Source organism: Burkholderia sp. MS389, from assembly GCF_016899425.1.
Lineage (GTDB): Bacteria > Pseudomonadota > Gammaproteobacteria > Burkholderiales > Burkholderiaceae > Burkholderia > Burkholderia sola.
In genome coordinates this window covers 3,393,562-3,406,176 of the sequence record NZ_CP045994.1, presented here as the reverse complement: position 1 = coordinate 3,406,176, position 12,615 = coordinate 3,393,562, and the positions used below count along the sequence as shown (strand labels likewise).

The window sequence follows — 12,615 nt, the reverse complement described above, 5'->3', positions numbered from 1 at the left end:
CCTCATTGCGTCAGCACGACGCCGCTGGCCGGCGACCACGACACGAACACGTCGTCGTTCCACGCGGGCGCGCCGTCGTTCATCAGGTGCGAGCTCGACAGATTCGACACCACCGTCTTGCCGCTCGGCAGACGCACGTGGTACAGCGAGTAGCTGCCCATGTACGCGATGTCGGTCACCACGCCGCGCGCCCAGTTGTGCCGCGCGCCCGGCTTCTCGCGCGACACGTGCACGCGCTCCGGGCGCACCGAGATGCCGACCGGCATCCCGAGCGGGCCGGTCACGCCGTGGCTCACGTACATGCGGTTCTCGAGATCGTCGCTTTCGACGAAGATGTGATCGGGCTCGTCCTCGACCACGCGCCCCTCGAACAGGTTGGTCGAGCCGATGAATTCGGCCGAGAAGCGGCTGTTCGGGTATTCGTACACTTCGCCGGGCGAGCCGATCTGCACGATCTTGCCTTCGCTCATCACCGCGAGGCGGCTCGCCATCGTCATCGCCTCTTCCTGGTCGTGCGTGACCATCACGCAGGTCACGTCGACCTTCTCGATGATGTTCACCAGTTCGAGCTGGGTTTTCTGGCGGATCTTCTTGTCGAGCGCGGACATCGGCTCGTCGAGCAGCAGCAGCTTCGGGCGCTTCACCAGCGAGCGGGCGAGCGCGACGCGCTGCTGCTGGCCGCCCGACAGCTGATGCGGCTTGCGCTTCGCGTACTTGGTCATCTGCACGAGCGCGAGCGCATCGGCCACGCGTTCCCTGATCTCGTTTTTCGGCGTGCCTTCCTGCTTCAGGCCGAACGCGACGTTCGATTCGACCGTCATGTGCGGGAACAGCGCATACGACTGGAACATCATGTTGACCGGGCGGCGGTACGGCGGCAGCGACGCGAGGTCCTCGCCGTCGACGAAGATCTTGCCGGAGGTCGCCGTTTCCAGCCCGGCGAGCATGCGCAGCAGCGTGGACTTGCCGCAGCCCGAACTGCCGAGCAGCGCGAACAGCTCGTTCTTCGCGATCGTCAGGTTCACGTTGTCGACGGCCGTGCTGTCGCCGAATTTCTTCACGACGTTTTCGATGCGCACGAACGCATCGTTTTGCGTACGGGGTGCGGCGGCCGGTTGGGTCTGGCGTGCAGCAGCGGAAGAGGGTATCGATTGCATGGGAGTCACCATTCGTTCTTCACGGATTGCAGGCGTGAGCGTCCCCACGCGAGGCGCGCAACGCGACTCGCGAGCAACGGCTCGTGCCGGATGGAACAGCGCGCGTGGCGCGCGGGCGGACGGAGGTCCGCGAATGTCAGGCGGGCAGGCGGACCGCGATGCCTGCGCCGCCGTGAGGCATCGCGATCAGTGGCCCGTCTTCAATTGGGCCCACAGACGGTTCTCGAGGCGCAGGATCTCGGCCGGCATCGGCTTCATCAGCACCATCTTCTTCAGCACGTCTTCGGGCGGATAGACGGTCTGGTCCTGCGCGACGGCCGGCGTGACGAACTGATGCGCGGCTTTGTTCGCGGTCGGGTAGAACACCGTGTTGGTGATCGCCGCGTTGACCTTCGGGTCGGAAATGTAGTTGATCCACTTCAGCGCGGCCTCGGGGTGCGGTGCATCCTTCGGGATCACCATCACGTCGAACCACAGCAGGCCGCCTTCCTTCGGATTCGAGAACTTGATGTCGTACGAACGCTTCGCTTCGGCCGAGCGGCGGTGCGCGATGCCGACGTCGCCCGACCAGCCGAGCACGACGCATACGTCGTTGTTCGCGAGGTCGTTGATGTAGCCGGACGAGTTGAACTGGGTGATGTACGGGCGCACTTTCTTCAGGACTTCGAACGCAGCCTGGTAGTCGCCGGGGTTCTTGCTGTTCGGGTCCTTGCCCATGTACTGCAGCGTGGCAGCGAACACGTCGACGGCCTGGTCGAGGAACGACACGCCGCAGCTCTTCAGCTTCTCCATGTTGGCCGGATCGAACACCAGCGCCCAGCTGTCGACCGGCGCCTTGTCGCCGAGCGCCTTCTTCACCGCCTGTGCGTTGTAGCCGATGCCGTCCGTGCCGTACGCCCAGGGCACCCCGTACTGGTTGCCCGGATCGGCATCCGAGATCATCTTCATCAGCAGCGGGTCGAGGTTCGCGAGGTTCGGAATCTTCGACTTGTCGAGCTTCTGGTACACGCCGGCCTGGATCTGCTTGGCCATGTAGTTCGACGTCGGCACGACGATGTCGTAGCCGGAGCTGCCGGCCAGCAGCTTCGCCTGCAGCGTGTCGTCGCTGTCGTAGTTGTCGTACTTGACGTGAATACCCGTCTGCTTCTGGAAGTTCGGGATCGTGTCCGGCGCGATGTAGTCGGACCAGTTGTAGACGTTCAGGTCCTCGGCATGAGCCGACGGACTGGCGACCGACGTGAACGCGGCCACCGCGGCAAGGGCCGCGATGGAACAGGCTTGGCGAAGTAAGCAGGCACGCATGGTGGAATTCCCTTGGGTGATGGCGGCGTGCGGCGCCCGCCGCACGCCTGTAGGCAAAACCGTTACGAAATGCCCAGTTGCTGGGCGGTGGCATCGACGGCCTTCTTCGCCTTCGACACGAGTTCATCGATTTCCTGGCGCGAGATCACGAGCGGCGGCGACAGCAGCATCCGGTCGCCGGTCGCCCGCATGATCAGGTTGCCGTTGAAGCAGAAGTCGCGGCAGATCGTGCCGACGTCGCCGCCGTTCGCGAAGCGGCGGCGTTCGGCCGGCGCTTCGGCCAGTTGCAGGCTCGCGACCATCCCGTGCCCGTGCACTTCGCCGACGATCGGATGACGCGCGAAGGTTTCGCGCATCAGCGCCTGGAAGTACGGGCCGGTGTCGGTCTTCACGCGCTCGACGATCCCCTCGTCGCGCAGCAGCTTCAGGTTCGCGACCGCGACGGCCGCCGCCACCGGATGGCCCGAATACGTGAGGCCGTGATTGAATTCGCCGTTATCGATGATCGGGCGCGCGACGCGCTCATGAATGCCCACCGCCCCCATCGGCACATAGCCCGACGTCAGGCCCTTCGCCATCGTGATCAGGTCCGGCTCGAAGCCGAAGTGCTGGTGCGCGAACCATTCGCCGGTGCGCCCGAACCCGCCGATCACTTCGTCGGCGACGAGCAGAATGTCGTACTTGCGGCAGATCCGCTGGATTTCCGGCCAGTACGTCGACGGCGGGAAGATCACGCCGCCCGCGCCCTGGAACGGCTCGCCGATGAATGCCGCGACGTTCTCCGCGCCGAGCTCGAGGATCTTCGCTTCGAGCTGCTGCGCGCGTGCGAGGCCGAATGCTTCGGGCGTCTCGCCCGGCTGCGCTTCGCCGAAGAAATACGGCTGATCGATATGCACGATGTGCTCGACTTTCGACGGCATCTGCTCGTGCATGTAGCCCATCCCGCCGAGCGTGCCGCCCGCGATCGTCGAGCCGTGATAGCCGTTCTTGCGCGAGATCACGTACTTCTTCTGCGGCTTGCCCTGCACGCGCCAGTACTGGTGCACGAGACGCAGCACGGTGTCGTTGCCTTCCGAGCCGCTGTTGCAATAGAAGAAGTGGTTGAAGCCGGCGGGCGTCACTTCGGCCAGCATCGCCGACAGTTCGATCACCGGCGGATGCGTCGTCTTGAAGAACGTGTTGTAGAACGGCAGTTCCTGGAGCTGGCGATACGCGGCGTCGGCGAGTTCCTTGCGGCCGTAGCCGACGTTCACGCACCACAGGCCAGCCATCCCGTCGATCACCTTGTTGCCGTCCGAGTCCCACAGGTAGACACCGTCGGCCTTCACGATCACGCGACTGCCGGCGCGGTTGAGCGCGCCCATGTCGGAGAACGGGTGGATGTGGTGCGCGGCGTCGAGCGCGCGGTATTCGGCGGTCGTGCGTGCCTGCGTCGCGCGCGGCGCGGCGGCCGCGGCACTCGGCGCGGCCGGCTGGATCCAGGCAGATTCGTTGCGGTAAGTCATGTTTCCTCCATGATTCCGTATGCGGTGATGCGCGCTTAAACGTGCAGCAGCAGATGGCGGCGTTCCCACGAGCTGATCACGCGGAAGAACGCTTCGTATTCGGTTTCCTTCAGCGCGAAATACGCCTTCAGGAACTTGGGTCCGAGGATCTCGCCGAGCGGCTCGCACGCAGCCATCAGCGTCAGCCCTTCCTCGAGGTTGCGCGGCAACTGGTACGGCAGGCTGTAGCCGTCGCTCACCAGCGGCTCGGTCGGCTCCAGGCGCTGTGTCATGCCGAGATAGCCGGCTGCAAGCGTCGCCGCGAGCGCGAGGTACGGGTTGCAGTCGACGCCCGGAATCCGGTTTTCGATGCGGCGCGCGGCCGGGCCCGAGTGCGGAATGCGGAAACCCACCGTGCGGTTGTCGTAGCCCCACTGCACGTTGATCGGCGCGGCCATGAAGCGCGACAGGCGGCGATACGAGTTGATGTACGGCGCGAAGATCGGCATCAGCGCCGGCGTGTACTTCTGCAGCCCCGCGAGATAGTTGTAGAACATCGACGTCGCGCCGCCGGTTTCCTGCGACGTGAACAGGTTCTGGCCCGTTTCCTCGTCGACGATGCTCTGGTGTACGTGCATCGCCGAACCCGGTTCGTCTTCCATCGGCTTGGCCATGAACGTCGCGTACATGTTGTGACGCAGCGCGGCCTCGCGCACCGTGCGCTTGAACAGGAACACCTGGTCGGCCAGCGACAGCGCGTCGCCGTGCATGAAGTTGATCTCCATCTGCGCGGCGCCGACTTCGTGGATCAGCGTGTCGATGTCGAGGTTCTGCGCTTCGCAGTATTCGTAGATATCCTCGAACAGCGGGTCGAATTCGTTGACGGCCTCGATCGAATACGACTGGCGGCCGGTTTCGGGGCGACCCGTGCGGCCGACCGGTGGACGCAGCGGCAGGTCGGGGTCCTTGTTCATGTCGACCAGATAGAACTCGAGCTCGGGCGCCACGACCGGCTTCCAGCCCTTCGCCTTGTACAGGTCCAGCACGCGGCGCAGCACGTAGCGCGGCGAGATCTCGACCGGCGAGCCGTCGAAGTGCACGCAGTCGTGGATCACCTGCGCGGTCGGATCGACGGCCCACGGGATCAGGCGGATCGTCGACGTGTCGGGCACGCACACCATGTCGGGGTCGGTCACGCCGGTCAGCGACCCGTCTTCCGGATAGTCGCCGGTGACGGTCTGCACCATCACGGCCTGCGGCAGGCGCATCGATTCGCCGGACGTGAACTTGTTGCGCGGCGTGATCTTGCCGCGCGCGATGCCGGCCATGTCGGGAATGATCGCCTCGATCTCGGTGATCCGGTGCTGCTTCAGAAAGTCTTCGATGTCTTGCATGTCTGTTCTCGTTGTCTGGTGGGCGCGCTCAGGCGAGCGCGGCGGCGGCCATGGCGCGGGTGCGTTCGGCGCGGCGGGCGCGGCACGCATCGCCGAACGCGCGGAAGATCGCGCTCGACAGCGGGTCCTGCGCGTGTCGCCATTCCGGATGCCACTGCACGGCCAGCGCGAACGCCGGTGCGTCGACGACGCTCACGGCCTCGATCAGGCCATCCGGCGCGACGGCCTCGACGGCGAGGCCGGAGCCGAGCTGCGCGATGCCCTGCTTGTGCAGCGAGTTCACGTGCACTTCGTCGCGGCCGCCGGCGAGCGCATGCAGCTTGCCGCCGGGCGTCAGGCGCACGACGTGCGCGGGGCCGTATTGCGTGTCCATCGGCGCGTCGTCGTCCTCGCGGTGATCGGCGAAGCCCGGCACGTCGTGCACGCGCTGGTGCAGCGTGCCGCCGCAGACGACGTTCAGCTCCTGGAAGCCGCGGCACACGGCAAGCACGGGCACGCCCGCGACGATGGCCGCGCGCAGCAGCGGCAGCGTCGTCGCGTCGCGTGCGGGGTCGTGCTTCGTGCCGGGCTCGCTCGGCTCGCCGCCGTACCGATGCGGTTCGACGTTCGAGTAGCTGCCGGTAAACAGCAGGCCATCGACCGTGTCGAGGATGTCGCCGACCGACTGGCGTTCGCCAAGGGCCGGCAGCACCATCGCGAGCGCCTGCGCGCCGTCGACGATCGCGGCGACGTATTTGTCGCCGACCGTATGCGACGCGTGCGCGCCGATCTGGGTGAGGTCGGCGGTGATGCCGACGAGAGGTTTCCTTTCCATGACGTCAATCAGTAATCCGTAGGGACGTGACGCGCGTCGGCCCGAATGCGGCAAAACGCGGGCGCGACACGACCCCGCGGCCTGGCGCTAGGCGCAGGGCCGCTGGTGAATGGGCGCAACGGGATGGCGTGGCGATCCGCGCTGCGCGCGACGGTCAGGCCGCCGTTCGTTTCATGGCGATACGCGACGCGGCAACGCATGCGCGAACGCGTTCCGTCACCGCACGGACGATGCGGTTGGCGAATCGACAGATAAAACGAACGACGTGAAGAAAGGAGAGGCGCTACGGCAGCAGCGACGCCACTTCGTCGGTATCGACGGCGACGAATGCGCGTGCGGAAACGGCGTTGTGGCGCCGAACGGAACGACGGGACAGGATGGTGTAGATCGACAGGTGAAGCAGGCGAGGACTATGCCAGCCGCAACTGCCATCGGAAGCGGGAACGGCGCTGCGCAAACTTCGCACATCGCCTCGATCCCACCTCACCAGAGGGCCACGGACTCTCACGATTACACTCGACTGGTTTGTTGAAAGTATTGAACACCCGATCGTTTCGACGCGCTGGGCGTTTAAAATAATCAAGGTGCCGGCCGTGCGTCATTTACATTGACGAGCATCAATTGTTGCGTTGCGATAACGCTTTTCGATGCCTGTGAAAGCCTGATGACGCTGACCTGAGAGCCAGCATATACGAGCCAATAACGGCGTCAAATGTTTTTTTACGGTCCTGCATCAGGGCTTTCCCGAGCAGTGCGAACAAAAGATTCGCAAAAGGAATAGCCGATGCGCCGTCCATTATTTCGAACGCCTTTCAGGGTTTTCCCCGCTGATGTGCGGCATAAAGTGATTAGAATATTCAACGGCAGTCCACCGCGTCGTTTCACTTTGTCATCGCACTTATCGTGTCCGAAACCGAATCGATGTCCACTGAAGTCGCCGAGCGCCTGCGTTTCGTGCGCAACAAGCATGGCCTGTCGCAGCGCGAACTCGCGAAACGCGCCGGCGTCACCAACGGCACGATCTCGCTGATCGAACAGGGCCGCGTGAGCCCGTCGGTCGGCTCGCTGAAGAAACTGCTCGAATGCATCCCGATGAGTCTCGCGGAATTCTTCACGTTCGAGCTCGTCGAATCGCGCGCGGTCGTGTCGCGTCGCGACGAGATGCCGAACCTCGGCAACGAGTCGCTCGCGTTTCACCTGGTCGGCGCGAACGTGAAGGACCGCAACATGTGCATCCTGCGCGAGATCTACCAGCCGCTGGCCGATACGGGGCCCGAGATGCTGGTGCACGCGGGGCACGAGGGCGGCGTCGTCGTGTCGGGCCGGCTCGAGCTGACCGTCGATAGCGCGACGTGGCTGCTCGACCCCGGAGACGGCTACTACTTCGAAAGCCGTTTGCCGCATCGTTTTCGCAATCCCAGCGCGGAACTGATCTGCGAGGTCGTGTCGGCCAATTCGCCGGCAACCTTCTGACCGCGCGTCACCGCATTCGCTGCGGGCTGTCTGCGCGCCACGCACGCGGCGTGCCGCATCGCGAATGTCAAAACACTGAGGCATCCTGATGAAAAAGTTGACTTTGGCTGACTGGCAACACAAGGCGGCGTCGCTCGAGATCGAAGGGCGCGCATTCATCGATGGCGCGTCGCGCGACGCGCATGACGGCAAGACGTTCGACTGCGTGAGCCCGATCGATGGCCGCGTGCTGGCGAAGGTCGCCGACTGCGGCGAAGCGGACGTGAACGCGGCCGTCGCGGCGGCACGGCGCGCGTTCGACGCGGGCGTATGGGCCGGCCTGAACCCGCGCGCGCGCAAGGCCGTGCTGCTGCGCTGGGCCGCGCTGATGCGCGCGCATCTCGACGAACTGTCGCTGCTCGAGACGCTCGACGCGGGCAAGCCGATCGGCGACACGACGACGGTCGACGTGCCGGGCGCCGCGTACTGCGTCGAATGGTTCGCCGAGGCGATCGACAAGGTCGGCGGCGAGGTCGCGCCGGCCGATCACCATCTCGTCGGTCTCGTCACGCGCGAGCCGGTCGGCGTGGTGGCCGCCGTCGTGCCGTGGAACTTCCCGATCCTGATGGCCGCATGGAAATTCGGCCCCGCGCTCGCGGCCGGCAACAGCGTCGTGCTGAAGCCGTCGGAGAAATCGCCGCTGACCGCGATCCGCGTCGCGCAGCTCGCGTTCGAGGCCGGCATTCCGGCCGGCGTGTTCAACGTCGTGCCGGGCGCGGGCGAACCGGGCAAGCTGCTCGCGCTGCATCGCGACGTCGACTGCATCGCGTTCACGGGCTCGACGGCGGTCGGCAAGCTGATCATGCAGTATGCGGCGCAGTCGAACCTGAAGCGCGCGTGGCTCGAACTCGGCGGCAAGTCGCCGAACATCGTGCTGCCCGATTGCCCCGATCTCGACCGCGCGGCGCAAACGGCGGCCGGCGCGATCTTCTACAACATGGGCGAGATGTGCACGGCCGGCTCGCGGCTGCTCGTGCATCGCGACATCAAGGATGCGTTCATCGAGAAGCTCGTCGCGGCCGCGCGCGCGTACGTGCCCGGCAACCCGCTCGATCCGTCGGTGTCGATGGGCGCGATCGTCGACGGCATCCAGCTCGAGCGCGTGCTCGGCTATATCGAGGCCGGGCGCAGCGAAGGCCGGCTCGTCACCGGCGGTGCGCGCGTGAAGGAGGAGACGGGCGGCTTCTACGTGGAGCCGACGGTGTTCGAGGTGAAGCCCGATGCGAAGATCGCGCGCGAGGAAATCTTCGGGCCGGTGCTGTCGGTGATCGTGTTCGACGACGTCGACGAGGCCGTGCGGATCGCGAACGACACCGAATACGGGCTGGCCGCGGCCGTGTGGACGTCGAACCTGACGACCGCGCACGACGTGTCGCGCCGGCTGCGTGCGGGCACCGTGTGGGTGAACTGCTATGACGAAGGCGGCGACATGAACTTCCCGTTCGGCGGCTACAAGCAGTCGGGCAACGGCCGCGACAAGTCGCTGCATGCGCTCGAGAAGTACACCGAACTGAAGTCGACGCTGATCCGGCTGCGCTGACGGGATGCCGGCCGCGGGCGCGTCGCCGTCCGGCGCTGCGCCCGCGGCCTTCGGCGCGCGTTACGCGGTGCGCAGCGCGGGATGGAAGCCGGCGGCTTCGATGATCGACTGCACGCGCGCGGCGCCTTGCGCCGAGTCGACCTTGACGGTCTTCGCCGCGACGTCGATGTCGAGCTTCGCGGCGGGGTCGGCGGCCGTTACCGCGCGCGTGATCGCGTTGGCGCAGCCGCCGCAGGTCATGTCCTGGACTTCGAATTCCATCGTGTTCTCCGGGGTGGATGGTTGACGAGTACATTCAGCATGAAGCTTGCCATGGTGGGAAGGTCAAGTGCGGCGATGCGCATCGCATCAGCCATTTGTAATGCTGAAGTATGACGAATAGCCATTCGCGTGCGCGCGTCAGTCCGAATATTTCCCGATTGACGGCCGCCCATTGTCGGCGAAATTCGGCGGAGCCTTGCGCGGCAACGGGTACACGGGATCGACGACGCATGATTCCCATGACCCGAGTAAGGGTACTCCGAGGTGAAAATGCGAATCGATCTTAGTATCGATTCTCTTCAATATTTCCGCTCATTACGAACATGACCCGTTTCGCTATCGGTTTCGCACTGGCCCTGCTGGGCGCCTCGGCCACGTCTGCCTTCGCTGCCGACGACGTCGTCAACCTGACGTTGAAGGACCACAAGTTTTCGCCCGATGGCGTGACGATCCCTGCCGGCAAGAAAGTGAAATTCGTCGTGAAGAACCTCGACGCGACGCCTGCGGAATTCGAGAGCGACGACTTCAAGGCGGAGAAGGTCGTGCCGGCCGGCAAGTCGGTCGAGATCCTGGTCGGGCCGCTGAAGGCCGGCACCTACGAGTTCCACGACGAGTATCACGAAGCGCAGTCGAAGACGCACCTGACCGTCAAGTAAGCCGATACCGACATGCTGTCTACTGCCCTGATCGTCTTTCGTGAAGTGCTCGAAGCCGCGCTGGTGGTCTCGATCGTGATGGCCGCCACGAAGGGCGTGCCGCAGCGCGGCTGGTGGGTCGCCGGCGGGCTGGTCGGCGGCGTGGTCGGCGCCGGCCTGATCGCGGCGTTCGCCGACGTGATCTCGCAATGGGCGTCCGGCATGGGGCAGGAAGTCTTCAACGCGGGCGTGATGTTCGTCGCGACGCTGATGCTCGCGTGGCACTGCATCTGGATGAGCCGGCACGGCCGCGAAATGGCGCTGCACATGGGCGAGGTCGGCCGCGCGGTCGCGGCCGGCAGCCGGCCGTTGACCGGGCTCGCGATCGTGGTCGGCGTCGCGGTATTGCGCGAGGGCTCCGAGGCCGTGCTGTTCCTGTACGGGATCGCGGCGGGCGAGCCCGGGCAGACGCCGCAGATGATCGCCGGCGGGCTGCTCGGCGTGCTCGGCGGCGCCGGGCTCGGCTACGCGATGTATGCGGGCCTGCTGCAGATTCCGCTGAAGCGCCTGTTCTCCGTCACGAACGCGCTGATCGTGCTGCTTGCCGCGGGCATGGCGAGCCAGTGCGTCGGCTTCCTGCTGGCCGCCGGCCTCGTGCCGTCGTGGGGCGATGCGGTCTGGGATACGTCGTGGCTGCTCAAGGAATCGAGCATCGTCGGCAAGGCGCTGCATACGCTGATCGGCTATACCGCGCGTCCGGCGGGCATCCAGATCGCCGCGTACGTCGCGACGCTGGTGGCGATCGTCGTGCTGGCGCGGCTCGTCGGCCGGCCGCAGCAGACGGTGAGGCCGCCGCATGCCGCGGCGTGAGTGTTTGCGGACTTCCGGGTTCGAATGAAAGAAGGGGCGTCATGGACGCCCCTTCTTTCATTTGCGGTGCGCGCCGCACCTGCGCGGCTCCGGCGACGGCCGCCGTGGATGCGCGCGGTTGCGTCCGGTCAGCTGTGGTTGTCGATCCACGCGCGCGCCCATTCGAGCCCTGCGTCGCGCGCATCGTCTTCGGTGTCGAACACGCCGAGCACGCCCGACGCCTCGACGAGCCGGTTGTTCTGCGTGATCGTGCCGCTCGCCGCGAAGCGCTCGGGCTGCATGATCTCGTCCTGCTGGAGGATCGCGTGGCCCCAGATCTGGTAGCCGTGGTAGGTCTGCGCTTCCATTATCGAGTCACCTCCGCGGAGCGGCCTTGCGTGCCGACCTGCAGCACGTTGCCGTCCGGCGTGTATTGACGCGGGATGTCGGAGAAGGTGAGCGCGCGCGTCGCGTCCGGCGCGGCCGGCTGCATCACCGTGAGACGCCCGGGCGCGGGGTGCGCGACGGGGCGCGGGGCGGCCGGGGTGTCGGTCGCGGCCGAGCGGTTCGAGCCGGCTTTCACGGCCTGCGCGACGCGGCGCTTGGGCGCTTTCGCAGCGGCTTTCGGCGTGGCGCTCGCGTGCTTCTCCGCGCGCTTGCCGGTGCGCGCGCCGGCGTCTGGGCGGGCGGCCGGCGTACGGGCGGCCGGCGTACGGGCGTCCGGCGTACGGGCGTCCGGCGTACGCGCCGCCGGGTGCCGCGCCTCGGGCGGGTTCCAGACCTCGACATAGTGCTCGGCGGCCCAGCCCGTCGACGCGAACATCAGCGCCAGCAATCCGCATCCAAACAGTCTTACCATTGTCTCTCCGTCATATTCGTTGCGGCGCGCGTCCAGCCGGGGCCGTGCAGGGGCATTCGGAGAAGCCGGCTCAGGAGAACACCTCGAGCCCGTGTTTCTCGACGATCTGGAGCATGCGCGCGGCGATGCCGCTGGGCCGCTTGTCACCCTGTTCCCATTGGCGGATCGTCGATGTCGTCGTGTTCAGGTAGAGCGCGAACACGCTCTGGCTGACGTTGACCGACTTGCGGATGCGGGCGATCGCTTCCGGATCGAACTGCGGCGCAGCTTCGATGCAGAGATCGTCGTATTCCCGCATCGTCTTCTTGTCGATCAGGTTGGCGCGATACAGCCCCGACGCGGCGCTGTGGACCGCCTCCGTCGCGTCGCTCTTGAATCGACCCTTAGCCATTGCAAATCTCCACAAGCTCTTTCAGTGCGACCAGCGTCGCGATGTCGCTGTCGGTGTGTCGACCTACGTCCGCGGCGAGCTTTCTGAACGCGCGCAGTTCGCATGCGTCGATGTTGTCGCGGTCGCATTTCGCGAACAGGAACACGAACACCCACGTGTGCCCGACCTTGCCCAGCACGATTCCGCGCTGCCGATTGCCGTCCAGACGCTTCTTCCACACGTTGCCGCCGAGATCGACGCCCTGGCCGCGGGCCAGTTCCCGCACCGCGCGGCAGAGCTCGCCATCGGCGATTCCCGCTTTCCCGGCTGCCTTGTGAAACCACTTCGTCTTGAAGACGCGTCGTACGGAAGCAGACATGTCGAGCCGGTCGAGTTAGCACAGGATTATATACCACTACGTGGTACATATTTCGACCT

15 protein-coding genes are annotated in these 12,615 nt (G+C 65.7%); 4 read left to right on the top strand and 11 right to left on the bottom strand.

All coding sequences use genetic code 11. From position 1 onward, the window contains the following. Positions 1–2: 2 nt before the first annotated feature. From potA to GJG85_RS35000, 6 genes are all read right to left on the bottom strand, one after another. Positions 3–1,157: a polyamine ABC transporter ATP-binding protein gene (gene potA, locus GJG85_RS15835; protein ID WP_089488887.1), complete on the bottom strand. Its 1,155-nt coding sequence runs from the start codon at positions 1,155–1,157 to the stop codon at positions 3–5. Positions 1,158–1,343: 186 nt separating this feature from the next. Further along, on the bottom strand, positions 1,344–2,459 hold the full coding sequence (locus tag GJG85_RS15830; protein ID WP_050014288.1) for a polyamine ABC transporter substrate-binding protein: 1,116 nt from the start codon (positions 2,457–2,459) through the stop codon (positions 1,344–1,346). A gap of 62 nt (positions 2,460–2,521) precedes the next feature. Continuing rightward, the gene (locus GJG85_RS15825; RefSeq protein WP_050014289.1) at positions 2,522–3,964 is read right to left on the bottom strand and encodes an aspartate aminotransferase family protein; all 1,443 of its coding nucleotides are present in this window, start codon (positions 3,962–3,964) and stop codon (positions 2,522–2,524) included. Between the two features lie 35 nt (positions 3,965–3,999). Then, the gene (locus GJG85_RS15820; RefSeq protein WP_050014290.1) at positions 4,000–5,337 is read right to left on the bottom strand and encodes a glutamine synthetase family protein; all 1,338 of its coding nucleotides are present in this window, start codon (positions 5,335–5,337) and stop codon (positions 4,000–4,002) included. A gap of 28 nt (positions 5,338–5,365) precedes the next feature. Then, positions 5,366–6,151, bottom strand: coding sequence for a gamma-glutamyl-gamma-aminobutyrate hydrolase family protein (locus GJG85_RS15815; protein WP_050014291.1), 786 nt, complete (start codon positions 6,149–6,151; stop codon positions 5,366–5,368). Between the two features lie 283 nt (positions 6,152–6,434). Then, positions 6,435–6,617: a hypothetical protein gene (locus GJG85_RS35000; protein WP_006488040.1), complete on the bottom strand. Its 183-nt coding sequence runs from the start codon at positions 6,615–6,617 to the stop codon at positions 6,435–6,437. Positions 6,618–7,072: 455 nt separating this feature from the next. On the opposite strand from GJG85_RS35000, the gene GJG85_RS15810 reads away from it, so the two are divergent. Both GJG85_RS15810 and GJG85_RS15805 read left to right on the top strand, forming a co-directional pair. Beyond that, positions 7,073–7,624 (top strand): cupin domain-containing protein, encoded by a 552-nt coding sequence (locus GJG85_RS15810; RefSeq protein ID WP_011546390.1) that lies wholly within the window; start codon positions 7,073–7,075, stop codon positions 7,622–7,624. 88 nt (positions 7,625–7,712) lie between these two features. Further along, positions 7,713–9,203, top strand: coding sequence for an aldehyde dehydrogenase (locus GJG85_RS15805; protein WP_050014292.1), 1,491 nt, complete (start codon positions 7,713–7,715; stop codon positions 9,201–9,203). A 60-nt stretch (positions 9,204–9,263) separates the two neighbouring features. Here the strand turns inward: GJG85_RS15805 and GJG85_RS15800 are convergent, their stop codons facing one another. Beyond that, a complete protein-coding gene (locus tag GJG85_RS15800; protein ID WP_050014293.1) occupies positions 9,264–9,464 on the bottom strand; it encodes a heavy-metal-associated domain-containing protein in 201 nt (66 codons plus the stop codon). Positions 9,465–9,787: 323 nt separating this feature from the next. Here GJG85_RS15800 and GJG85_RS15795 point away from each other — a divergent pair, with 323 nt between their 5' ends. Both GJG85_RS15795 and GJG85_RS15790 read left to right on the top strand, forming a co-directional pair. Next, entirely contained in the window at positions 9,788–10,120 is a 333-nt protein-coding gene (locus GJG85_RS15795) for a cupredoxin domain-containing protein (RefSeq protein WP_006488047.1), read from the top strand. A gap of 12 nt (positions 10,121–10,132) precedes the next feature. Then, the gene (locus GJG85_RS15790) at positions 10,133–10,969 is read left to right on the top strand and encodes an FTR1 family protein (RefSeq protein ID WP_089488886.1); all 837 of its coding nucleotides are present in this window, start codon (positions 10,133–10,135) and stop codon (positions 10,967–10,969) included. 128 nt (positions 10,970–11,097) lie between these two features. On the opposite strand, the gene GJG85_RS15785 is transcribed toward GJG85_RS15790, so the two are convergent. The 4 genes from GJG85_RS15785 to GJG85_RS15770 form a co-directional block, all read right to left on the bottom strand. Then, on the bottom strand, positions 11,098–11,316 hold the full coding sequence (locus GJG85_RS15785) for a hypothetical protein (RefSeq protein WP_006477594.1): 219 nt from the start codon (positions 11,314–11,316) through the stop codon (positions 11,098–11,100). Beyond that, on the bottom strand, positions 11,316–11,807 hold the full coding sequence (locus GJG85_RS15780) for a hypothetical protein (RefSeq protein ID WP_204383451.1): 492 nt from the start codon (positions 11,805–11,807) through the stop codon (positions 11,316–11,318). The genes GJG85_RS15785 and GJG85_RS15780 overlap by 1 nt, the downstream gene beginning before the upstream one ends. 70 nt (positions 11,808–11,877) lie before the next feature. Beyond that, positions 11,878–12,198, bottom strand: a complete 321-nt coding sequence (locus GJG85_RS15775; RefSeq protein ID WP_050014296.1) for a DNA-binding transcriptional regulator — start codon at positions 12,196–12,198, stop codon at positions 11,878–11,880. Then, on the bottom strand, positions 12,191–12,556 hold the full coding sequence (locus GJG85_RS15770; protein WP_011546384.1) for a type II toxin-antitoxin system RelE/ParE family toxin: 366 nt from the start codon (positions 12,554–12,556) through the stop codon (positions 12,191–12,193). Before GJG85_RS15770 ends, GJG85_RS15775 begins: the two co-directional genes overlap by 8 nt. Positions 12,557–12,615 lie beyond the last annotated feature (59 nt).

Excerpts from the sequence above, each read along its gene's own strand:
- potA (WP_089488887.1), bottom strand. The coding sequence starts at position 1,157 with ATGCAATCGATACCCTCTTCCGCTGCTGCACGCCAGACCCAACCGGCC.
- GJG85_RS15830 (WP_050014288.1), bottom strand. The coding sequence starts at position 2,459 with ATGCGTGCCTGCTTACTTCGCCAAGCCTGTTCCATCGCGGCCCTTGCC.
- GJG85_RS15825 (WP_050014289.1), bottom strand. The coding sequence starts at position 3,964 with ATGACTTACCGCAACGAATCTGCCTGGATCCAGCCGGCCGCGCCGAGT.
- GJG85_RS15820 (WP_050014290.1), bottom strand. The coding sequence starts at position 5,337 with ATGCAAGACATCGAAGACTTTCTGAAGCAGCACCGGATCACCGAGATC.
- GJG85_RS15815 (WP_050014291.1), bottom strand. The coding sequence starts at position 6,151 with ATGGAAAGGAAACCTCTCGTCGGCATCACCGCCGACCTCACCCAGATC.
- GJG85_RS15810 (WP_011546390.1), top strand. The coding sequence starts at position 7,073 with ATGTCCACTGAAGTCGCCGAGCGCCTGCGTTTCGTGCGCAACAAGCAT.
- GJG85_RS15805 (WP_050014292.1), top strand. The coding sequence starts at position 7,713 with ATGAAAAAGTTGACTTTGGCTGACTGGCAACACAAGGCGGCGTCGCTC.
- GJG85_RS15800 (WP_050014293.1), bottom strand. The coding sequence starts at position 9,464 with ATGGAATTCGAAGTCCAGGACATGACCTGCGGCGGCTGCGCCAACGCG.
- GJG85_RS15795 (WP_006488047.1), top strand. The coding sequence starts at position 9,788 with ATGACCCGTTTCGCTATCGGTTTCGCACTGGCCCTGCTGGGCGCCTCG.
- GJG85_RS15790 (WP_089488886.1), top strand. The coding sequence starts at position 10,133 with ATGCTGTCTACTGCCCTGATCGTCTTTCGTGAAGTGCTCGAAGCCGCG.
- GJG85_RS15785 (WP_006477594.1), bottom strand. The coding sequence starts at position 11,316 with ATGGAAGCGCAGACCTACCACGGCTACCAGATCTGGGGCCACGCGATC.
- GJG85_RS15780 (WP_204383451.1), bottom strand. The coding sequence starts at position 11,807 with ATGGTAAGACTGTTTGGATGCGGATTGCTGGCGCTGATGTTCGCGTCG.
- GJG85_RS15775 (WP_050014296.1), bottom strand. The coding sequence starts at position 12,198 with ATGGCTAAGGGTCGATTCAAGAGCGACGCGACGGAGGCGGTCCACAGC.
- GJG85_RS15770 (WP_011546384.1), bottom strand. The coding sequence starts at position 12,556 with ATGTCTGCTTCCGTACGACGCGTCTTCAAGACGAAGTGGTTTCACAAG.